The 20830-nt window shown below is 54.5% G+C and carries 21 protein-coding genes and 1 riboswitch; of the genes, 20 read left to right on the top strand and 1 reads right to left on the bottom strand.

The features are described 5' to 3' along the window. The first annotated feature begins 1 nt into the window (after position 1). The 6 genes from sipW (at position 2) to ACI1P1_RS04880 (ending at position 4149) form a co-directional block, all read left to right on the top strand. A complete protein-coding gene (gene sipW / locus ACI1P1_RS04905; RefSeq protein WP_416215260.1) occupies positions 2–568 on the top strand; it encodes a signal peptidase I SipW in 567 nt (188 codons plus the stop codon). Positions 569–642: 74 nt separating this feature from the next. Continuing rightward, positions 643–1482 (top strand): TasA family protein, encoded by an 840-nt coding sequence (locus tag ACI1P1_RS04900; protein WP_416215259.1) that lies wholly within the window; start codon positions 643–645, stop codon positions 1480–1482. 312 nt (positions 1483–1794) lie between these two features. After that, positions 1795–2796 carry a hypothetical protein gene (locus ACI1P1_RS04895; protein ID WP_416215258.1) on the top strand — a complete coding sequence of 334 codons (1002 nt, stop codon included), beginning with the start codon at positions 1795–1797 and terminating at the stop codon, positions 2794–2796. Positions 2797–2800: 4 nt separating this feature from the next. Continuing rightward, positions 2801–3466, top strand: a complete 666-nt coding sequence (locus ACI1P1_RS04890) for a class D sortase (protein WP_416215257.1) — start codon at positions 2801–2803, stop codon at positions 3464–3466. Positions 3467–3559: 93 nt separating this feature from the next. Continuing rightward, the gene (locus tag ACI1P1_RS04885; RefSeq protein WP_416215256.1) at positions 3560–3733 is read left to right on the top strand and encodes a hypothetical protein; all 174 of its coding nucleotides are present in this window, start codon (positions 3560–3562) and stop codon (positions 3731–3733) included. Between the two features lie 122 nt (positions 3734–3855). Further along, on the top strand, positions 3856–4149 hold the full coding sequence (locus tag ACI1P1_RS04880) for a hypothetical protein (RefSeq protein WP_416215255.1): 294 nt from the start codon (positions 3856–3858) through the stop codon (positions 4147–4149). Positions 4150–4593: 444 nt separating this feature from the next. On the opposite strand, the gene ACI1P1_RS04875 is transcribed toward ACI1P1_RS04880, so the two are convergent. Continuing rightward, positions 4594–5751 carry a sensor histidine kinase gene (locus ACI1P1_RS04875; protein ID WP_416215254.1) on the bottom strand — a complete coding sequence of 386 codons (1158 nt, stop codon included), beginning with the start codon at positions 5749–5751 and terminating at the stop codon, positions 4594–4596. Positions 5752–7052: 1301 nt separating this feature from the next. Between ACI1P1_RS04875 and ACI1P1_RS04870 the strand changes: the two genes are divergently transcribed. The 14 genes from ACI1P1_RS04870 to cobS all read left to right on the top strand — a co-directional run bounded on the left by ACI1P1_RS04870 (position 7053) and on the right by cobS (position 20815). Then, positions 7053–7238 (top strand): hypothetical protein, encoded by a 186-nt coding sequence (locus ACI1P1_RS04870; RefSeq protein ID WP_416215253.1) that lies wholly within the window; start codon positions 7053–7055, stop codon positions 7236–7238. A 199-nt stretch (positions 7239–7437) separates the two neighbouring features. Next, positions 7438–7962, top strand: coding sequence for a DEAD/DEAH box helicase family protein (locus tag ACI1P1_RS04865; RefSeq protein WP_416215252.1), 525 nt, complete (start codon positions 7438–7440; stop codon positions 7960–7962). A 115-nt stretch (positions 7963–8077) separates the two neighbouring features. Continuing rightward, positions 8078–8869 (top strand): DeoR/GlpR family DNA-binding transcription regulator, encoded by a 792-nt coding sequence (locus tag ACI1P1_RS04860; protein WP_416215251.1) that lies wholly within the window; start codon positions 8078–8080, stop codon positions 8867–8869. A 188-nt stretch (positions 8870–9057) separates the two neighbouring features. After that, complete coding sequence (locus ACI1P1_RS04855) at positions 9058–10221, top strand: DUF6348 family protein (RefSeq protein ID WP_416215250.1); 1164 nt, start codon at positions 9058–9060, stop codon at positions 10219–10221. Between the two features lie 198 nt (positions 10222–10419). Beyond that, positions 10420–10911 (top strand): Lrp/AsnC family transcriptional regulator, encoded by a 492-nt coding sequence (locus ACI1P1_RS04850; protein ID WP_416215249.1) that lies wholly within the window; start codon positions 10420–10422, stop codon positions 10909–10911. A 28-nt stretch (positions 10912–10939) separates the two neighbouring features. Continuing rightward, positions 10940–12136 (top strand): aminotransferase class I/II-fold pyridoxal phosphate-dependent enzyme, encoded by a 1197-nt coding sequence (locus ACI1P1_RS04845; RefSeq protein WP_416215248.1) that lies wholly within the window; start codon positions 10940–10942, stop codon positions 12134–12136. Between the two features lie 150 nt (positions 12137–12286). Beyond that, a complete protein-coding gene (locus tag ACI1P1_RS04840) occupies positions 12287–12565 on the top strand; it encodes an aspartyl-phosphate phosphatase Spo0E family protein (RefSeq protein WP_416215247.1) in 279 nt (92 codons plus the stop codon). A gap of 93 nt (positions 12566–12658) precedes the next feature. After that, positions 12659–13030: riboswitch (cobalamin riboswitch) on the top strand. 183 nt (positions 13031–13213) lie between these two features. After that, complete coding sequence (locus ACI1P1_RS04835) at positions 13214–14218, top strand: ABC transporter substrate-binding protein (protein WP_416215246.1); 1005 nt, start codon at positions 13214–13216, stop codon at positions 14216–14218. 1 nt (position 14219) lies between these two features. Next, positions 14220–15254, top strand: coding sequence for a FecCD family ABC transporter permease (locus ACI1P1_RS04830; protein WP_416215245.1), 1035 nt, complete (start codon positions 14220–14222; stop codon positions 15252–15254). 105 nt (positions 15255–15359) lie between these two features. Then, a complete protein-coding gene (locus ACI1P1_RS04825) occupies positions 15360–16361 on the top strand; it encodes an ABC transporter ATP-binding protein (RefSeq protein ID WP_416215244.1) in 1002 nt (333 codons plus the stop codon). 879 nt (positions 16362–17240) lie between these two features. Further along, entirely contained in the window at positions 17241–18308 is a 1068-nt protein-coding gene (gene cobT, locus ACI1P1_RS04820; protein ID WP_416215243.1) for a nicotinate-nucleotide--dimethylbenzimidazole phosphoribosyltransferase, read from the top strand. A 36-nt stretch (positions 18309–18344) separates the two neighbouring features. Further along, positions 18345–19025, top strand: a complete 681-nt coding sequence (cobU, locus tag ACI1P1_RS04815) for a bifunctional adenosylcobinamide kinase/adenosylcobinamide-phosphate guanylyltransferase (RefSeq protein ID WP_416215242.1) — start codon at positions 18345–18347, stop codon at positions 19023–19025. Between the two features lie 6 nt (positions 19026–19031). Further along, positions 19032–20033 carry an adenosylcobinamide-phosphate synthase CbiB gene (gene cbiB, locus ACI1P1_RS04810; RefSeq protein WP_416215241.1) on the top strand — a complete coding sequence of 334 codons (1002 nt, stop codon included), beginning with the start codon at positions 19032–19034 and terminating at the stop codon, positions 20031–20033. Further along, entirely contained in the window at positions 20000–20815 is an 816-nt protein-coding gene (gene cobS / locus ACI1P1_RS04805; protein WP_416215240.1) for an adenosylcobinamide-GDP ribazoletransferase, read from the top strand. Before cbiB ends, cobS begins: the two co-directional genes overlap by 34 nt. Positions 20816–20830 lie beyond the last annotated feature (15 nt).

Below are 20830 nucleotides of genomic sequence, written 5' to 3'. Positions count from 1 at the left end.
GATGAAATGGTTAAGCCGAGGTATTACCTGCTTGTTGGCATTGCTGCTGTTTTTTATGATAACGGTTACATTATTATCCAGATCCGCCGGAGGAGAGCCAATGATCCTGGGGCATCAGTTGAAAACCGTCCTTTCCGGCTCCATGGAGCCCAAGATCCAAACAGGCTCCATCATTGCCGTTAAACCGGGTGGAGATATGACCCAGCTCCGGGAAGGCCAGATTATTACCTTCCGCCAAGTGAAGAATGCGGCTACCATTCTGGTCACCCACCGGATCGTGAAGGCGGTCCCTCTGGTTACCGGCCAAACCCAATATGTCACCAAAGGTGACAACAATGACGGACCTGACCCGGAGCCGGTGCTGTCGGATAATGTGACGGCGGTTTATTCCGGATTTACTGTTCCCTATGCCGGATATTTCCTGGATTTTGCCCGCTCCAAGTCCGGTACGGCGCTGATGATGATCCTTCCCGGTCTTCTGCTCTTGGGCTACTCCATTCTGAACATCTGGAAAGGCCTGAAAAGTCTCGAGCTGCCCTCCCATAAGGAAGTCCCTCCGGTAGGGTAACGAAGTGGATGCTCTTACTCGTTTGAGTAGGATTCCAATACAATTGAGTTCATTTTCTGGGAGGAGAAGGGCAAATGGGGATCAAGAAACAATTGCTGATGAGTATGGCAACGGGGGCTTTGGGGTTCTCTATGATCGGGGGAGGTACATACGCTTATTTCAATGACACGGCAACCATCAACAACAGCTTTGCCTCCGGTACGCTGGATTTGAAGGTGGTGGCCAATTCCAAGTCGCAGCCGATCAACTTCGACCTGTCTAACATGAAGCCGGGGGACAGCGTGCAGCGGATTTTCTCCTTAACCAACGGAGGCTCCCTGGCGATTAAGGAGGTGCTGCTGACCACGACAGCTTCGGATTTTGTAGACGGGACCCTGCTTTCCACCGCAGAGGAATTCCTCTCCCAATTCGAGGTGAACTTCATGCAGGTGGATACGGAGTCGGACAGATGGGAGCCCCGGGGCAATGTGAAGGTGGACGGCGCAACGCTCACCCTGGCTGATCTGGTGGGCAATAATCTGGGCGGCAAGGTGCAGAGCAAGTACCTCACCAATGGCAAAATCAATCTGGCTCCCCTGACGGTCGCTCCCGGAGGAGTGGCAAACCGTGGTTTGCCTGTGGATCCCACGGTGGATACGGATGATGTGTTTATAGAGATCAAATTCAAGCAGGACAGCACCATAAACCCGCTGAAGCCGGGGGAATACCTGCAGAATAAATTCCAGGGCGACAGCATTAAATTCGCCTTCAATCTGGAAGCCACCCAGTGGGACGGCATGAAGCTGGATTCCCCCAACGGGAACGGCAGAATCAATAACGGTGTCCAAGGTTCGGCGGATGGAAGCTCCCAGCCCGATAAGCTGACGGTACCGTACAGCGATCCCGGCAAGTATGTAACCCCCGTAGTGGATTAACAAAACGGAGGGCGGAGAGTGGAGCTTCGATCTCCACTCTCTTTCTTGTTGGGGGAGTAACGGAACCACGAGACGCTTAGAGGGGGAAAATGGCCCGGTTTCGCGTCTAACGGAACTGAGAAGCCGTTACAAAGGAAAATCGGCTTCCTTCAGCCACATTTGGCCCGATAAGAGTCTTTGAGTTCCGTTAAAATTCCAAACGGTTGATTTTCCCGGCTTAAGGGTCTCTAAGTTCCGTTACATTCTGAAGTGCTATAGGTTTTGCAGCAGCAAAATCCATTATAAACGGAAAAGGGGTGAATTTCCGACGGCATGATACGGTACCGGCTGGTATTTGCCTTCCTGTGTGTGCTCGTAATCGCCGGTGGAATGGGATGGCAAGCCCAAAGCAGCAGAGCGGCGGAAACCGTGCGGCTTAGCCTGAGCACCACACCCGAAAGAGAGCTGGTCTTCCACAATCTGAAACCGGGAGACCAGCTCTCCGTTGAATTGGTTATCAAGAACACCAGCCGCCGCAAGGTGGATTATAGTATCCATTCCCGGTTCGACCACGGGGATGAGAGCTTCTATAAGCTGCTGGAGGTGACGCTGGAAAGCCCTGGGCAGCTCCTGTATACAGGCAAGCTGAGCGGAATGGCGGGCCAGCTGGGAACGGGAAGCCTGGCAGCGGAGGCAGAGGATAAGCTTGTGGTAACCGCGTTTTTTCCTGCAGAAGCAGGCAATGAATATCAGGACAAAGCGGTCGTGACCGTGCTGGAGTTTGCCGCCAAAGCAGCGCCTGATGAACCGGGGCCTGACCCTTCTATAGCTCCAAGCTCAGCGCCAACCTCCACTCCGGGGTCCACATCAGGGGCTACGCCTACACCCGGACCTACCGATGAGCCGGAGAATACACCTGCTGCTTCAGCTACGCCCGGTCCGCCGGTTTCTCCGAGTGTGGCCCCAACCGATTCAAAGGGGCCTGTACCTACTGTCTCGGGCGGTCCGTCTCCGCTATCCCCGGGCGGATCCGGAACCACCGCAGTACCGGGAGCAACTCCGGCGTCTACCATTTCGCCGCTGCCCTCCGCTAACGGCCTGGCATTGGGAGGAGGGGGCGAAGAGGTGACTATCGAGGATGAGCCTGTACCGGCGGCAGGGAATGGCGAACTGGCGGAGCCCCCGGCAGAAGGCAGCCAAGACGTTGCCCGGCAGGCGTCCGCAAAACCATACACCCTTCCGGATACAGCAACCCCTTGGTATAACCTGCTTGTGATATGTACACTCTCCATCCTCTGCTGCGCTGTAGTGCTGTGGAGACGGCGGAAGGAATAACGCCATGAGAAAAAAATCTACCTTTGCCGTCTGGGTCATCCTCTGTGTGTCCGCTGCCGGATGGGGCTATGCCGGGCTGCAGATCTTGAAGGGCAGCCAGGCCGAGCAGGCGGTGCTGAGGGAATGGGACAGGAGGCATCCGGTTTTCCAGGATGCTTTCCTGGCCGGCGCCTCTCCGGACAGGCAGGGGAATCTTCTGCCCCAGTCCGGCGTTTTTGAGACAGCCGCGGTGCCTGCTTCGTCCTCGCTTGCCGCTGAAGCCCGGCAGAAGGAGGCGGTGCTGGGTGTGCTCCATTTTCCTAAGACAGACAGGCGCGTTCCTTTTTTTGCAGGCATCGGGGCGGATATTCTGAATAAAGGGGCGGGACTTGACCCGCACGGGGCTCTCCCGGGGGAGCCGGGGAACAGTGTGATCAGCGGACATCGGGATACGGTGTTCCGAGTGTTGAACCAAACGGAGCCGGGTGATGAGATTCAAGTGGAGACCGGGTCGGGGATGTATACGTATACAGTAGAGACGGTGGAGGTAGTACGGGAAACGGCGGCGTATTCCTTCCCGGAGGAGGAGTTTTCGGTTCTGCGGCTTATCACCTGTTACCCGTTCTATTTCGTCGGCCCGGCGCCGGAGCGGTTCATTGTTACCGCCCGCTTGAGTCCACGGAGGAATTAATACTGTTTTGAACTCCCGGTGACTATTTAAAATGTCGAAAAAGGTGTAAAATAGATATATAAGCGCTTTCTTGGATATGGGGGTGATCCGGTTATGAAGATGATATGCAGATGTTCCGGAGAGGTACAGGAATTAAGAAACAAGCTTCATTTGCCGGACGAGGTCGTACTTGAGCAGTTTGCGTTTAAGGACGGGAACCGGGAATTAAGCCGGGAGGAGGCTGCCCGCTTCCTGGAGTTCATCCGTAAGGAATTGGAGAAACAATAACCAGAATGCCGGTCCGATTAGGGCCGGATATTTTTTTGGGGAAAACTCAAAAAACACTTGCATAAAAATACATGTCGGTGTATATTTATATACAGAAAGACGGATTGAGGAAGTGAACGCAGGTGAAGATAGCCCTTCAGGTTGGAGTTCCCGAGCAGGAAGAGCTGGCAGCGTTTTTCAGCAGCCTCACCGGGCAGCCCCAAGACGGGTGGAATGAGCAGGATGCGGATACCGCCGGTATGATCGCCGCTTATGATTGCGGCCATCTGGTTGGAATCGGCAGCCGGATCGAAGGTCCCGGCCATGTGCAGGATCTGGAGATCTATATCGCCCCCGGATATGAGTGCCGCGGAATCGGTGAGCATATGAAGAAGCTGATGCTCCCCCGGGATCATACGTTGGGTAATGCCGGTTAAGTCCAAACAGAGCAGCGTGTTTTACGGTTTTTCGTCAAATTGAGGAGCGAATGGCCGATTTTATCCATAGAAGGTCCCACCCGATCATTTGCCAACTAGAGGCGCGAGTGATCGAGGGTGGGATTTTTTCTTGTTTGGGTGTGGCTGGGGATGCCGGTGCAGCGCGGATTCTGTGGTTGCGGATGCTGGGGATGCGTGTGCGGCACGGCCTCCGTGGTTGCCGACGCTAACGGAAGCTACGGCCCTTATTTAGGCGAAAAACGGGGTTGGGAAATTCTAACGGCGGCCAGAGACCTTATTTCCGGAAAAAGTCCCCAGTTTGCTGCGATTTCCCTGGAATAACGTCGCTCACCGCCGTTAGAATTCCGGAGGGTGCATTTTCGACCTAATAGCGTCTCTCACCGCCGTTAGAATGCTGTTCCATCCCCGCAAGCGACTGTCCGCTTACACCAACCGCAAATGCGGCGGTTGTACCGCCTTCGGTTCGGTTTCCTCCTGCACCGGAATCACAATGGTGATGCTTGTACCGCCTTGGGGGAGAGTCGTCACGTCGAAGGAGCCTTGCAAAAGCAGCACCCGGCCCTTCATTTGCTCCAAACCAATCCCCGATTCCCCGATTCTGCGCGTTTCCTTCGTTTCGGCCCCGATGCCAACCCCATTATCCTCATACACCAGCAGATACCGGTCCCCCTCCATGGAAAAACGGAAGCTAACCACAGATGCTTCGGAATGCTTCTTGGCATTGTTCAACAGCTCCTGCACAATCCGCAGAATATGCTTCTTGGTGGTCGGGGTTTCCAACTCTACCCGTTCCACACCATCCTCCGCGTCGAACAGAATTTTGAAGGGGGTGGTGTAGGTTTCCTTCTCCAAATATTGATTCAAGGTGCGCACCAGCCCGATCTCCCGGAGGAGATGGGGGTTCAGCTCGAAGCAGCTTTGGCGGAGGCTGGCGTTGATCAAATCCACAAACTTCAGAATGTTATCCAGGTTTTGCTTCTCCTCCGGGTTCATGGCGAACCGCTCCATCAGGGCGGCGAAGCGTCGTTTCAGAAAGAATAAATCCTGCATAGTGGTATCATGGAGATCTGCTGCGATACGGATCCTCTCCTCTTCCTGCAATTCGAACATCACCTTGCGAAACCACTGGAACTCCTCGGCTGACGCGCTATTGGAAAACTTGGTGGACAAGTCCTGAAGCTGATTGGTCAACGTCCGGATCAGATGGACATTCTCCATACAGACCTCCAGATAGGAGGTAATGAGCCCCAGCCAGTGGCGTTCCTCCTTGCTGAGCAGCACATTGGTGCGTTTTCGTGTCATCACCAGATAACTGGTGCTATCCTCCGTATGGCTGATCTCCTTGCAGGTATACCGGTCATCCTGGAGGAGCGTCCCTGCAGCAAGCAGCTCCTTCACCTGGACTTCGTCCACCTCTCCGGCAGACAGAATCTCGACACTGTCCGGATAACGGAATACTATAGCGCCGCCACGGACCTCCAAGGTTTGGACCATATCATTCAGGAAAATATCCTTCAAGTCCCGCATTGTGGAAACGGTACTCAGGTTTTTGGAGATTTTCTTCAGCGACGTTTTGAGCATGGCTCGCCGGGGGAAGAACAGCGTCTCTAGCCGGGTGACAAGGTTTTCTGTGAAATAGAGCATAAACGAAAGCGTAAGGACACAAGAAAAAAAGAGGAAGATCACTTGCTCTTTTAGGACGATGCGATAGAAGGAAAAGGTGAATAAACCGGTTAATAATGCGGATGGAACCACGGCGAGAATACAGCCAAATAAGAAACGGCGGAACACCAGACCGATGTCATATAGCTGATCAGACGCAATCAGGTAAGCGAAGGATGCCGGGAAAAATAATAGAAACCAACTGGTGTATACGGCGTCTATGATAACATCTTGCATAAAGATTTGGGGTAGAAAAGATAGTAGAATAACAGGAAGAAATGAAAATGATAAAGAAAACCATATTGTCTTTATTATAGTAGATACGTGGTTTCCCGTGTTTCGATACTTTAAATACAAATATGACAGTAAGATAATATTACCGAATATAGTAATCGTAAAGAACCCGAGAGTTGTAATTGAGCTAACACTTTGAATGTAATAGACTGATTTGCTTTCATAAAAGTAAGGCAGTTTGATAACCGCTGCAAGAATAATAATTGGATATAATATCCATCTTATTCTAAAGAAAATAGGGGTCATTGTAATGTTGCTTTTTTCCTTGAAGAAATGAAGCAGGAATTGCAGGAAGCAGACTGGAAGGATCATCATGAAGGTATTAATGGTTATTTTTCCTAAAGGATCATTGCGTATAGAAGCCCCTTGACTTATAAAAATAATACCTCCTACAAGAAAAACAACTGACAATAATCGAGCAGAGGGAGAGTTGGACATTTTTCGCCAAATGATTCCTGAAAGCAAAAAACAAATTATTCCGCTAAGCAATGGAGAAAGATCATAATGGCGCAGTCGGACATTTGAATAATCGAATTCTAACACTTCGTTATGCCTTTGGATTTGAAGAGATAGAGCGTGTTCGAGATTATGCCATTTTTGAATGCTTGGGTTATGCTCCAAGGGTTGATCATTGACAGTAAGGATAACATCGCCGGGCAGCAAGTCCCCATAGGCATTGCCTTCTTTTATTATGCTTTTCACAACCCATTGGTCATTCTTATCTCTTTCCACTTGTGCTCCTAAATAAGGACCAGATAAGGTAATGTACACGAACCACAGTTGTGTAATGACAAAAAGCAATAAAATGGGCAAAAAAACCTTCCTTTTGGACAAATTCCCCACCATCCCGGTTCTCAAAATCTAATAATTCTGATATTATTAATATAGGAATTGATTCCAAAAATTTCTTTAAGAGGGGTGCCAAAATGGGAATGGTTCAGATGTCACCATACTTGCATCAGGCGATTCGTTTGAAAAAGCTTCAAAAACCTTCGTTGAATATTCGCAGCATCACGAAAACGCTTTCTCTAGATGAAACTAGGGCTATGAGAAATGCATTTAAAAACATTGGTATTCAGGAAAAAGACGAAACAATGGCTAATTGGGGTTAGTTTCTATTTCCAAGTATAATTCTACCAAATGAAGGAGAAAAAGTACATCTGCTAGAATGCGGGTGTGCTTTTTTTGTCTGCCTTCTTGCGGAATTTGTGGTAATGGAGGATTATTTTGTTTTACCGTTCTTTGCCCTACTCCTTGCTGGATCTGATTTCGTACAATGGAACTGGAAAATGGCCGGAGGAGGAAGGGAAAATGGAAGGAAAGCTCCCATTATTTATAGTGACAGGGGCCAGCGGGTCGGGGAAATCGTATGTGATTCCGGAGCTGCGGAAAGTGCTGCCGGAGTTTGAAATTTTTGATCTGGATTGGTTGAGCCCTTTTACAGGCGATGATTGGCAGAAGCAGCGCAATATATGGCTTCGGTTGGCGCGCGGTATTGCTGCTGGCGGAAGGTTGACTGTGCTTTGCGGAACGATGATGCCCAAGGATGTGGAGCAGTGTGTGGATTATTCTTGCTTCAGCAAGATCTATTACCTCAATTTGCATTGCCATGACCACATCCGCGAAGAAAGACTACGCGCAAGGAAATGGGAGGAGGGTTTGATAACGGAACACATCACCTTCGCTACCTGGTTGCTCGAACATGCGGACAGCGATTACGATCCGCCGATGCCGACCATTGACACCTCGGATACGGAGACGCCGGAGGTGGCCCAACAGATTAAGGATTGGGTGTATGACCATCTGGTTAAGGAGAGTTTCATTCATGCTATTTAATGTTATTTAACGATTGTTAATGTAAATGTATTGAAATCATTAATAAACATGATATAATATGAATAGCTGGTTATGAGTCGACCATGATCAGTCATCATACTCAGGCGGTGATCCGATGTTTATTGAAGAACGCCATCAGGAAATTCTTAAGCTATTGGAATCCAGAGGTAGGATTAGCATTGCTGATATTCAGGAAGGCTTTCAGGTATCGGTGGATTCTGCCAGACGGGATCTGCGGATTCTGGAGGAAAAAGGTCTGCTGAAGCGGACACATGGCGGGGCTATTCCTTTGCAAAAAGTGGGACTTCAACCGCCCGCCAATTGGACGGTGCGGGAAATCGAGGAGATTGACCCTCACTATGATGCCATTGCCAAACGGGCATGTACCTTCATCCAGGCGAATCATATTATCTTTTTGACCAGTGCTTCCGTAGGGTTTCTGATGCTGAAATACCTGCCCCGGGATATTCCCTTCACGGTGGTCACCAATTCCATCATTATTGCGGATGAGCTGCGCACCCGGGAGAATGTGGATGTGTACATCGCCGGAGGCAAGCTCCGGGCAAGAGGCAATTGCCGTGATGCGTTGGCCATTGATTTTGTGCGGAGGATGAACTTCGATCTGAACTTCATTACCGGTGCAGGCTTCTCCGCCAAAAGCGGGCTCACCAACGGCACCTCCGAGGTTGCCGCATTCCAACAGGCAGTGGTTGAAAACAGCAGACGGAATATTGCCCTTATGCCCCACAATAAAGTGGGCTTTGAAGGCTTCCTGAAGGTGGCCGAACCTTCCCAATTCGATACTCTTATCACGGACTGGGACGCGGTGGAGGAGGAGTTGGCCCGTATTCAGGACACGGGTGTAGACGTGCTGGTGGCGGAGCAGGAGGAGCTGAATCAGGCTTAGGATTTTTACACAATTCATACGAGGATGGTATGACGTTCAATGTCATACCATTTTTTTATGTAATCATTTCTGTGTAAACAAAAAACAGTAACCAACCGATGAAGCATTATACAATTTCCACCATTTTTCTGTGCCCGGCATAAATTATCCTTCAATCAGTCATTCCACATAGTAAAGGAAGTGTCGAGATGTTTTTTAAGAAGCTGAAAAAGCAGAGTAAGCAGGAACAGGCTCTTGCCCTGGACGACCCGCAATCTATTCTTATAAGCATGAAAAGCCTTCTTGCGGACGAACCATGCGAAATCATGGACGGAGCACTGGTTCTGCCGGAATGGCGGGTTTCCATCCGTCCGGAGATCGCCCAATTGAAGGAACAAACCGCAGTGCTTGATTTTTATGTGGAGTCCCCCGATTGGGACCGCCGTCTGTTCGAATGTTCCGCGGCACTGGGCAGTGACCGGAAGCAGGCGCTGGGTATGGCTCAGGGAAGCTTCCTGTTCGGCATGCTGGATGGCATCCGTGCGATGGTTAAGGATAACCCGTCCGCCCAACTGGAAACCGTATTCGCAGGTACCCCGCACCGCTGGGTAATGTACCAGAGCAATGTTGTGGGTATGGGGGACACTCCGCAGGAGCATGAGGCTTCAACCCTGTGGAAGCTCCTCCGGGAAGGAATTGCCGATCGGATCGGCAACCAGAAGATCTGCTGCATCAAGGTCTATGGTGCCAAAAACGGCGACAACATCACTGGCGAATGCAGGATTAATAATATCGTAAGTCCCGAGCTGAGCGGAATGGTGGCGGACTATGTCCGGGAGTGGAACACGAAGGGGTTTAGCTCGCAAAAGCAGTTCTTCTTCCTCAGACAGGAGGAAGAAACCTATACGCCCTATCCCTATTCCGAGGAACAGCTGGCGCGCTTCACCCGCCAGGCTATCGGGTTATACGGTGCCTGTGTGGAGCAGGGGAGCTATGAGGATTATTATGACACCCTGCTAAACCACTTCGACGATCACCATCTGGCCGAGGAGTTGTACACCTTCCTGCCGGAAATGTGCGCTGAACATGCGTTTACAAGCTTGAACTATTCGGAATCCTTCAGCATCCATCGGGGTGAATCCGATATTACTGTTTACAAAAGTCAGCTTGCCAGTTATTATCCGATCCAGCATGCGCTGCTTCAAGAGCTGAGCTCCAACAACTTCTCCGATGAAATGTATAAGGCCTTTATTGCTGTCAGCTCCATATATAACGTAATCTGCAGTGCCAAGGAGCAGGGGGCGGATTTATTGGCATCAGGCGGCCGGATTTATGTTTCCTGCGGGTTTTCAGACCATTACCTTATAAGGTAACATGAATCGTTCCTGGTTCAGATGGACAGAGAAGGCAAACCATGCATAGGGAGACGAAGCCGCAACTGCACAGTTGCGGTTTTTTAAATAAAGACCTGTATGGCAACACGGGCAAACATGTGTTAACATGAACTGCATTAGCAACTTTTTCAAGCGGCTAATTATAAGAAGCCATTAATCTGGGGAGCTGATCGAAACATGACTGAACTGAAATCCAAGGTTCTGGAGATTCTGAACGAGGACGCCCGCCGGGCGCCGGAACTTATCGCGACCATGCTGGGGGCGCCGCATGAGGAGGTGCTGACGGCCATCGCGGAGCTGGAAGCGGAGAAGGTCATTGTCAAGTACGCGCCCGTTGTGAATTGGAGCAAGGTGGAGGATGACAAGGTAACCGCGCTGATTGAGGTGCAAATTACACCGGAGCGGGGCAGAGGCTTCGATGCCATTGCCGAGCGGATTTACCTGTTCCCTGAAGTGAAAACACTGTATCTGATGTCCGGCGCTTATGACCTGCTGGTTGAAGTAGAAGGCCATAACTTGAAGGAAGTAGCGTCGTTCGTGTCCCAGCGGCTGTCCTCCATCGACCGGGTACTGTCAACTAAAACCCATTTTATTCTCAAAAAATATAAGCAGGACGGCGTTGTGTTCGAGGACCATGAGGATGATAACCGGCTGGTCATTGCCCCGTAATTATATCGAGTGGAGGTTACGATAAAGCATGACATCCAAGCTGGATTCCATGGAGCGTTATTTAACCCCCCGGGTCAGGGCTATACCGCCCTCGGGGATTCGCAGGTTTTTTGATCTGGTGAGCGCCAGCAAGGATGCGGGCATTATCTCCCTGGGGGTAGGCGAGCCTGACTTCGTTACCCCCTGGCATGTGCGGGAGGCTTGTGTCTATTCACTGGAACGCGGCAAAACCCAATATACCTCCAATGCGGGCATGCCCGAGCTGCGGGAAGCCATTGGGGAATATCTGTATGAGCGGTTTCATGTGGCCTACGATCCGGCCCATGAAATGATCGTCACCGTCGGCGGCAGCGAGGCCATCGACCTGGCACTGCGGGCGCTGATCAACCCGGGGGATGAAATTCTGATCCCGGAGCCGTGTTATGTGTCCTACAGCCCCATTACAACCATCGGCGGCGGTGTGGCGGTAGGAATCGAGACCTTCGCCAAGGACGGGTTCAAGCTGACCGCCGAAAGTCTGAAGGCGAAGATTACGCCTCAATCCAAGGTTCTGATTCTGTGTTACCCCAACAATCCCACGGGAAGCGTTATGACCTATGAGGAAATGCTGCCTATCGCCAAGCTGGTGGAGGAGCATGATCTTCTGGTGATTTCCGATGAAATCTATGCGGAGCTTTCCTATGACCGCAACCATTGCAGCTTTGCCTCCTTGCCGGGGATGAAGGACCGGACGCTCCTGGTGAGCGGCTTCTCCAAGGCCTTCGCCATGACAGGCTGGAGAATGGGCTATATCTGCGGGCACCGGGAGCTGATCGCTGCCATGCTGAAGATCCACCAATATACGGTCATGTGCGCTCCTATTATGGGCCAGGTGGCGGCGCTGGAGGCGCTTAAGAACGGCATGGAGGAGAAGGACCGGATGATGGAATCCTACAACCAGCGCAGACGGCTGGTAGTGAAGGGGTTCCGGGATATCGGCATGGCCTGTCATGAGCCGCAGGGCGCATTTTACGCATTCCCAAGCATTGAGTCCACGGGTCTTACCTCGGAGGAGTTCGCCTTCCGCCTGCTGAATGATGCGAAGGTTGCTGCGGTGCCCGGACATGTGTTCGGAATGGGCGGAGAGGGCTTTTTGCGCTGCTCCTATGCCACCTCTATTAATCAGCTTTTGGAGGCTTTGGAACGGATTGGAAAGTTTATGGCAAAGCTTTCACAAGTAGGGTAAAAGCCCTGTACAACTCCCCGCCGACCGGGTATTTCGCCTTCCCTTTTCAGGAATTAACTGGTATATTGGGAGTAGGGCTTGACCGGTTGCAATCGTGCACAATTCAGGCAGGCCGTCTGCTTTTGTCAAAAGCATGGGGAGGGAATTGGAATGGCATCCGGTCCGTTTATTCGCTCTTACCCAAAAGCCGTTCCGGTTCGTGTAAGCAGGAATATGACGAACACTGCTGTCCGTTTGGCCGTGGAGCCCTTATCGGGGCGCAGCCGCAATACGGCAGTAGGGCTTGAGGAAGAGATCCATCTGCTGCGCACCCGGCTGGAACAAGCCGCCAGTGTGGAGGAGTCTCTCACCGATCCTAAGGTGATCGAGATCAGCAAGAGGCTGGACCTGCTTCTGAATGATTATATGTATATCCGCACGCGTCTTTAGGCATCAGGAGCTTCATTTCACCTTGACTTCCCGAGGGCTCTAAAGGTAACATAGGGGTGTTTCGAACATCCGCCCGTCCATATCCATTGTTAGACAGATTCTATACCCGAGGGTCCCTTCGCACCGCAGCGGTGCAAGGGTTAATAGGGAAGCCGGTAGAAGCCGGCACGGTCCCGCCACTGTGAGCAGGGGATGAGCCCATTGAACCAAAGCCACTGTTTATGCGCGAGAAGCGCAGAATGGGAAGGCCGGGCGAGTTATTAGGTGTCTCTGAAAACTCCGAGGGGAGCAGATTATACTGAATTTTCGTTCCAGGCAAGGCACTTTTGTGAAGGCGTACCGGTGGTACGTCAAACGAAAGTAACGCAGGATGGGGCGAAAAGGCGGTGTAAGATGCCCTCAAGCGAGTTGTCAGATACGCCTCAACCCGCAAGTCAGGAGACCTGCCCTTGGGTACAAGCTGCGAAATCCTTCGAGGAAAAGGATCAGGCTAATCATGTGTACCTAAATGGGGATGCCGACTGCATTCCGTTACGTCCTTGATTTGCTCGCCTCCGGCCTCGTTTTTTGAGCTGGGGGCTTTTTCGCGTGAATCTTCATGGGAACATCGGCTAAAATGGCGGAAAATACGCAAATGGAGGAATGAACATGGTTGCAGATTCGAAGTTCAAGAAAACCGCAGGCTGGGCTATGGCGCTCGTCCTGGCGTTATCCCTGGCCTTAACCGGCTGCGGCAGCAAGGACAATGCGGAGGGGAGCGCGTCCCCCACAGCGGCGGCTACGGTCACACCCGCTACGGCGGCATCGCCTTCGGCAGGAGCGGCTGCGTCCCAGCAAACCGTCTACCCCCTGAAGGTGACAGACGCCACCAATACGGAGGTTGTATTCGAGAAGGCACCCGAGCGGATCGTAACGCTGGTTCCCAGTGAAACCGAGAGTCTGTTCGCTGTTGGTGCAGGAGACCGTATCGTAGGTGTGGACAAGTGGAGTGATTACCCGGCAGATGCCAAAAAGAAGACACAGGTGGGCGATTTGACCACCAATGTGGAATCCGTGCTGGCACTGAATCCGGATGTGGTATTCGCTTCCTCGTCGCTGAACAAAAAGCCGGTGGAGGCTCTCCGCAGCCTGGGTGTGAAGGTATTTGCCATTAACCCGAAGAGCATGGAGCAGGCTATCGAACGGGTGGAGCTGTACGGCAAGATCATGAATATGCAGGACCAAAGCAAGAAGGTGGCCGATTCCATGAGAAGCGACATCCAGAAGGTGAAGGACCTGGTAAAGGATACGCCCAAAAAGCGCGTGTACATGGAATTTAATCCCGGCTGGACTGTAGGGGATGGGGAATTCCTGAGTGAAATGGTGGAGCTGTCCGGGGGCATCAATGTGGGTGCCGGCAAAAAAGGCTGGTATGAAATTGATCCGGAGGCTATTGTGAAGGCTAACCCTGAGGTCATCATCTATTCTGTAGGTGAAGGCATGGGGAATCTCCCGGAAACCATCAAGAGCAGAGCCGGCTTCTCGACTACCGATGCGCTGAAGAACAACAAGATGTACGGCATCGATACCAATCTGACCAACCGGTCCGGGCCCCGGCTGACTCAAGGGCTTAAGGAGATTGCCAAGGCGATTCATCCGGACGTTGTCAAATAACATGAAAAAACGACTCTTAGTGTGGGGAGGAGGAGCGGCTGCGCTCCTTCTTTTCTCCGTTATTGTGAGCTTGTCCCTGGGTTCGGCCAGGCTGCCCCTTGCGGAGGTCTGGCGCATTCTGTTCTCCCGGGTACCGCAGCTGGGCAGTTGGATAACGCCGGACTGGCCGGCGGCTCATGAGCAGATTATCTTCAAAATCCGGATGTCCCGGGTAGTGCTGGCCATCCTGGTGGGGGCTGCTCTGGGGGCGGCGGGCACCGGGTTCCAAGGAGTGCTGCGCAATCCGCTGGCCGACCCTTACACCCTGGGTGTCGCCTCGGGCTGCTCCGTCGGCGCAGCCTTCCTGATTCTGTTCGGCTACCAGCAGGCGCTGGGGCAGTGGACGGTTCCGCTGGTGGCTTTCCTGACGGGCTCCCTTACCCTGGGCGCTGTATTCCGCCTCTCCTCCCACGGCGGGAAAACCCGGATTGAAACCATGGTGCTCTCCGGGGTGGTGGTTAGCGCCTTCCTGAGCTCCTTCGTGTCGCTGATGGTCAGCATGTCCAACCAGGTGGTTAATGAAATCCTCTATTGGCTCATGGGCAGCCTGTCCATGCGCAACTGGTCTTATTCACAAATTTTACTCCCGTACGCGGTTGTTGGATTTGCTATCCTGTGCGCCTATGTGCGGCAGTTGAACCTGATGGCTCTGGGGGAGCGCCAAGCGGCTTACATGGGTGTGGACCTGGAGCGAACCAAACTGATTGTACTGCTGGTTTCCACCCTGCTGACGGCGGCCGCTGTCTCCGTGTGCGGCGTCATCGGCTTCGTGGGTCTGGTGGTGCCGCATCTGGTGCGGTTGACCGTCGGCCCAGATTACCGGCTTATCCTGCCGCTGTCGGCCTTGGTGGGCGGGATATATGTGCTGTGGGCGGATACGCTGGCCCGGATGGTGTTGTCGCCCAAGGAAATCCCGCTGGGTGTGGTCACGGCGCTGCTGGGTGCGCCGTTCTTCGCCTATCTGCTGCAGAAGCGGAAGATCCGGTCGGGGACGTAGTTTGGGTAACAGGGTGAATTCCGATTACGAATACATGGGAGTCTTTGCCGGACGCCTTGTCGGGACCCGGAACAAAATATTGAATAAAGCGGGTGAAAGGGCGCCATGATTGAGGCGGTGGATTGCTTTAAAGGTTATGACGGCACTCCGGTGCTGCAGGATGTGAGCTTCCGGGTGAAGCCGGGGGAAATCTACGGTATCATCGGGCCCAACGGCAGCGGCAAATCCACACTGCTGCGGCTGATCTCCGGCGTGGAGCGGGCTGATGCCGGCGAGGTGCGCATCGAAGGCCGTCCGGCGGAGACGTACTCCCGCCGGAGGCTGGCGCAGCTGATGGCGGTGCTGGAGCAGGAGGCGATTCCGCCTGTGGGCTTCACGGTGCGTCAGGTGGTGGAGATGGGGCGGTTTCCCCATCAGGACTGGCTGGGGCGTGAACGCCGCTCGGGCGGGGAAGCGCGCGGTTGGGCAGCGCCGGGGGAGAAGGTTGGAGGCGAAGGGCAACCGCTGGTAACTGAAGGGCAGAAGGGCGGAGGCGAAGGGCAACCGCTGGTAACTGAAGGGCAGAAGGGCGGAGGCGAAGGGCAACCGCTGGTAACTGAAGGGCAGAAGGGCGGAGGCGAAGGGCAACCGCTGGTAACTGAAGGGCAGAAGCGCCTAAGCGGCGGGGTGGACCGGCTTCTGGACCAGGTTATGGAGCGGCTGGGCCTTATGGCCTTGGCCGACCGCACCCTGGACCAGGTGAGCGGCGGTGAGCGCCAGCGCACGGCGCTGGGCAAGGCCATGGCCCAGGAGCCCCGGGTGCTGCTCCTGGACGAGCCGACCACCTATCTGGATATCGGCTATCAGCTGCAGATGATGGATTACGTCTCCCGCTGGAACCGGGAGAACGGGCTAACGGTCGTGGCGGTGCTCCACGACCTGAACCTGGCGGCCCAGTACTGCCACCGCCTGCTGGTGCTGCACCAGGGGCGGATTGTGGCCGAGGGCACGCCGGCGGAGATTATAGACCCGGCGCTGATCGGCCGGGTCTATGGCACGGTCCCGGCTGTGGTAGCCCATCCGGTATCGGGGATACCGCAGATCTTGCTGCAGCCGGAGGAGGGCTGAGCCGGCAGGCGGCAGGGCCGTTGGCGCCGGAAAGGGGCTGACGCCGCCGGAGCCGTGGTCGCCGGAGGCGAGGGGCGCTGTTCCGCCCCTGATTGGAAGGGCCGGGCGAAGGTCGGCCACCCGGCTAAGCTGACGTTAGCGGAAGCTTACCTTCCGCTATTCGGCTGCTGTCGCCCATATTGGCGCAATAGGGGAAGGCAGTTTTCCGCTATTGCAGACCTTTTGCCAACAAACCTTTGTCCGCAGGGGCAATAACGGAAGTTTTCCTTCCGCTATTGCCCGCTTTTCCCGATATAGGAGGAGATAGCGCAACAATGCCTTCCGCTAACCTGAAATACGGTATCGCAGCGAATGTTATTGGCAAACTTAGTGTGTTTTGACGACTAACCTGCGACCTCTAGGACTCAACCAGCCACAAACTAATATGCTCTTTATAGCAGGTACCTGCGGGTAAGGTAATCCGGCGGCGGGGGTTATGCGCGTAACGGAACTGAGAAGCTCTTAGACGAGGAATTTGGGGAGTTTGGCGCGTTAACGGAACTGAGCGACTCTTAGCGGCTGAAAATGCTGCGAAGGGACAGCTTTGGGCCATGTAAGGGCTTCTGAGTTCCGTTAGAATCGAAAACCTTTTGTTTTCAGCCTCTAAGAGTCACAGAGTTCCCTTAGCGGGTAGAGTGACGGCGGAGTTGAAGGTTAGTGGTGGGAAGTTGGGATGTAAGAGTTGCAGAGTTTCCTTAGCGGGTAGAGTGACGGCGGAGTTGAAGGTTAGTGGTGGGAAGTTGGGACGTAAGCGCCGCCGATACATAGTTGATTACCCTTAAGGGAAGGCAGACTGGGAGAGAGAGTTCATTTTTTTACATAGAGGAAGGAGCATAACACATGTCGTATGTTAAGGGTATTGAGGAAATGACGGCGGGAATTCTGCCGTTGGATGAGGGAGCTATGGAACGGGCGCAGCAGCATCTCGATCAGTTGACCAAACCTCCGGGCAGTCTGGGCAAGCTGGAGGAGATTGCCGTGCAGCTGGCCGGCATTACCGGTGAGCTGGCTCCGTCCTTGGGCACCAAAACGGTGGTGGTGATGGCAGGAGATCACGGCGTATGCGAGGAGGGGGTCAGCGCGTTTCCGTCTGAGGTTACCTGGCAGATGGTGCTGAACTTCCTTGCCGGGGGAGCAGCGGTCAATGTACTGGCCCGGCATGCCGGAGCGAACGTGGTATGTGTGGACATGGGTATAAATGGAGACGTGGAGCATCCCGGGCTCTTGAACCGCAAAATCCGCCGGGGCACCCGCAATATGGCCAAGGAAGCGGCGATGACCCGGGAGGAAGCGGAAGCGGCAGTAAAGGCCGGTTACGAGCTGGCGCTGGAGCTGGCGGCGCAAGGCACAGGGCTGTTCGCCACTGGCGAGATGGGCATCGGCAATACTACTCCCAGTGCGGCGATTCTCGCGGCTTTCGGCGGGATTACCCCGGCTGCCGCGGCAGGTCGAGGCACAGGCATCAGCGACCAGCGGCTGGTCCGCAAAATTGAAGTCATCGAACAGGCGCTTCAAACCAACCTGCCTAATCCCGAGGACCCGATGGATGTGCTGGCCAAGGTAGGCGGTTTGGAAATCGCCGGGTTGACCGGACTGATTCTCGGGGCGGCCTCCTCCCGCAAGCCCATTGTCATCGACGGTTTCATCTCCACGGCAGCGGCTCTCACGGCAGCCAGACTGGCTCCGGCAGCGAAGGGGTACATGATCGGGTCCCATCTGTCCGGGGAGCAGGGGCATGCGCTGCTGGTAAAGGAAGCCGGCATCTCGCCGATGCTGGGACTGGATATGCGGCTTGGCGAAGGAACCGGTGCGGTGTTGGCTTTCCATTTGGTAGAGGCAGCGGTGAAAATCATGGCCGAGATGGCTACCTTTGCCCAGGCAGGGGTAAGCGGAAGCGAAGGGCATTAACAATTTCTTCATAACAGGCAAGGGAGTGGGGACCACATGCTGGTGCTGATTACAGGCGGAGCCAGAAGCGGCAAAAGCGGCTTCGCCGAAGCCTACGCGGCTGAATTAAGCGAGACCGGCTATTACGTTGCCACGAGCCAGGCGCTCGATGAGGAGATGGAGGAACGGATCACCCTCCACCGCACAAAACGTGAGCTGGATCAGGATATTTTTTGGCATACGCTGGAGGAACCGTTGTTATTGTCCGATGCCCTGCGCGCATTGGACCGGGCGGCCAATCGGGCAGGCCCTCAGGTTGTGCTGGTGGACTGCCTCACCCTGTGGCTGACCAATGTTCTTCTTGCTGAGGAAGAAGCCGACTGGGACAAGGAAGCCCGCCAGCGTGCCGCCCAACGAGCGGAAGAGGCAATAGACGGGCTGATTGAACGGCTGCTGCAGGTCAGACACCATGTGCTGCTGGTTACCAATGAGGTAGGGAGCGGGATCGTGCCGGAATATCCGTTGGGACGCCTGTACCGGGATCTGGCGGGAGCCATGAACCGGCGTGTGGCGGCCATTTGCCAGGAGGTTTATCTGGTGACGGCGGGGATTCCCGTGGAGCTGAAGCGGCTGCAAAAGGAACTGGCCTCCAGGAGCGCTCAACGCTCCGATGCCGAAGAGTCTGATGAACCGGAGGGACAAGGGTCCCCATCATCCCGGCAAAAGGGAAGGCGGTAAAGGCTCATGTTGTTTTATCATCCGGCGGAGATTCTGTGGATGGTGCTGGCGGCGATGGTTGTGGACTGGGTCATTGGCGATCCGCCCTGGCCCAAACATCCTGTCATTCTGATGGGGCAGCTGATAAAGTGGCTGGAGGCCCGTCTATATCCCCCCGGCACGGAGATGGCTCAAGCGCGCTCTCCCCGGCGGGAGCGGTTAAGGGGCATTATTTTAACCGTCACGACAGTTGTGGTGTCTTCCGGCCTGATGTACGCCCTGATCACGGCTCTGTACATGGTTCACCCCTGGGTTGGCCGGGTGGCCAACGTCTGGTTTATCTCCACCACTATCGCCTTCAAAGGTTTGAAGGATGCGGCCATGCAGGTTTACCGCCCCCTGGCGGAAGGGAATCTGGCGGAGGCCAGAAAGTGGGTCGGCTACATTGTGGGCCGGGATACGGCCGGGCTGGACGAACCGGAGATCACCCGAGCAGCAGTGGAAACGGTGGCGGAAAATACAGTGGATGCAGCGGTCTCCCCTCTGTTTTTTGCGCTGCTGGGCGGAGCGCCCCTGGCCATTCTCTACCGGGCAACCAACACCTTGGATTCCATGGTAGGGTACCGTAATGAACGTTACCGTGACTTCGGCTGGGCCTCCGCCCGGCTGGACGATCTGCTGAACCTGCTGCCGGCCCGGCTCACGGCACTGCTGCTGGTATTGGCGGCTTGGCTGACCCCGGGTCTGTCCGGCAAGCGTTCTCTTCGTTCGGTGAGAAGCTTCGCCGCCCTCCATCCCAGCCCGAACAGCGGCTATCCCGAGTCTGCTGTAGCAGGGGCCATGGGGGTGCAGTTAGGCGGACGCAACGTCTACGGCGGCACCGTCAGCCAGCGGGCGGTGATGGGCTGGGCTCTGATGCCGTTGAGGCGCTCCCACATCCGCTCAACTGTAAAGCTTTTATACATAACGGGGTACTTCATTGCCGGAGGTGTGTTATGCGCAATCGCAATTCAGGCTGGCTGGAAATAATGCATCCCCTCGGGGCGGCGTTCCAGCTGCTAAGCCGCTTCCCGGTGCCGGTGGCCATCCCCTTCAACAACAAGGTCCTCCGCAGGAGTGTGGTTTGTTACCCCTTGGTAGGACTGGCTATTGGGATTGTCCTTGCCGGGGCGGGTTGGGGCTTGTCCTGGCTTTTGCCCCCTGTGCCTGCTGCCGCTTTGCTCACCGGGCTGTGGGTGATGCTGACTGGAGGCTTTCATTTGGACGGGCTGATGGACACGGCGGACGGTGTGCTGAGCCACCGTTCCCGTGAGGACATGCTGGCCATTATGAAGGATAGCCGGGTTGGAGCTATGGGGGCGGCGGCCTGTGTGCTGCAGCTGCTGATGAAGTTTGCCCTATTGGAGGGCCTGCTGGAGTCCGGCTGGCAGAACGGAGTCGGATTATTGCCTGCGGTGGCCATCTGGAGCCGGTGGTGCATGGCGGCAGCTGTCGCCTGGTGGCCGTATGCCCGGTCCGGTGGAGGATTAGGCGGATTGCTGTCCGGCTTTGGCGGCAGGCAGCTGGCCGTTTGTACAGTCCTGGCTGCGGGGTTGTCGGCAGGTACGGGGGTTTGGAGCGGCGAAGCGGTCCAGACAGGCATAGTTTTTGCCATTGCTCTTGGTTTGCCGGCTCTCGGCTTCAGTGTTTTGCTGGCCCGCAGGCTGGCGGCTAGGCTGGGCGGTCTGACGGGGGATACCTACGGGGCCATTAATGAGCTGACGGAAACCTTTTTGCTGCTGGTTATTCTGCTGGCAGGCAGACTGCTGTGAAGAAGATAGAGTAAG

Source organism: Paenibacillus mesotrionivorans, assembly GCF_046098205.1.
GTDB classification, from domain to species: domain Bacteria; phylum Bacillota; class Bacilli; order Paenibacillales; family NBRC-103111; genus Paenibacillus_AR; species Paenibacillus_AR mesotrionivorans.
This window is presented reverse-complemented; position numbering and strand designations above follow the sequence as displayed.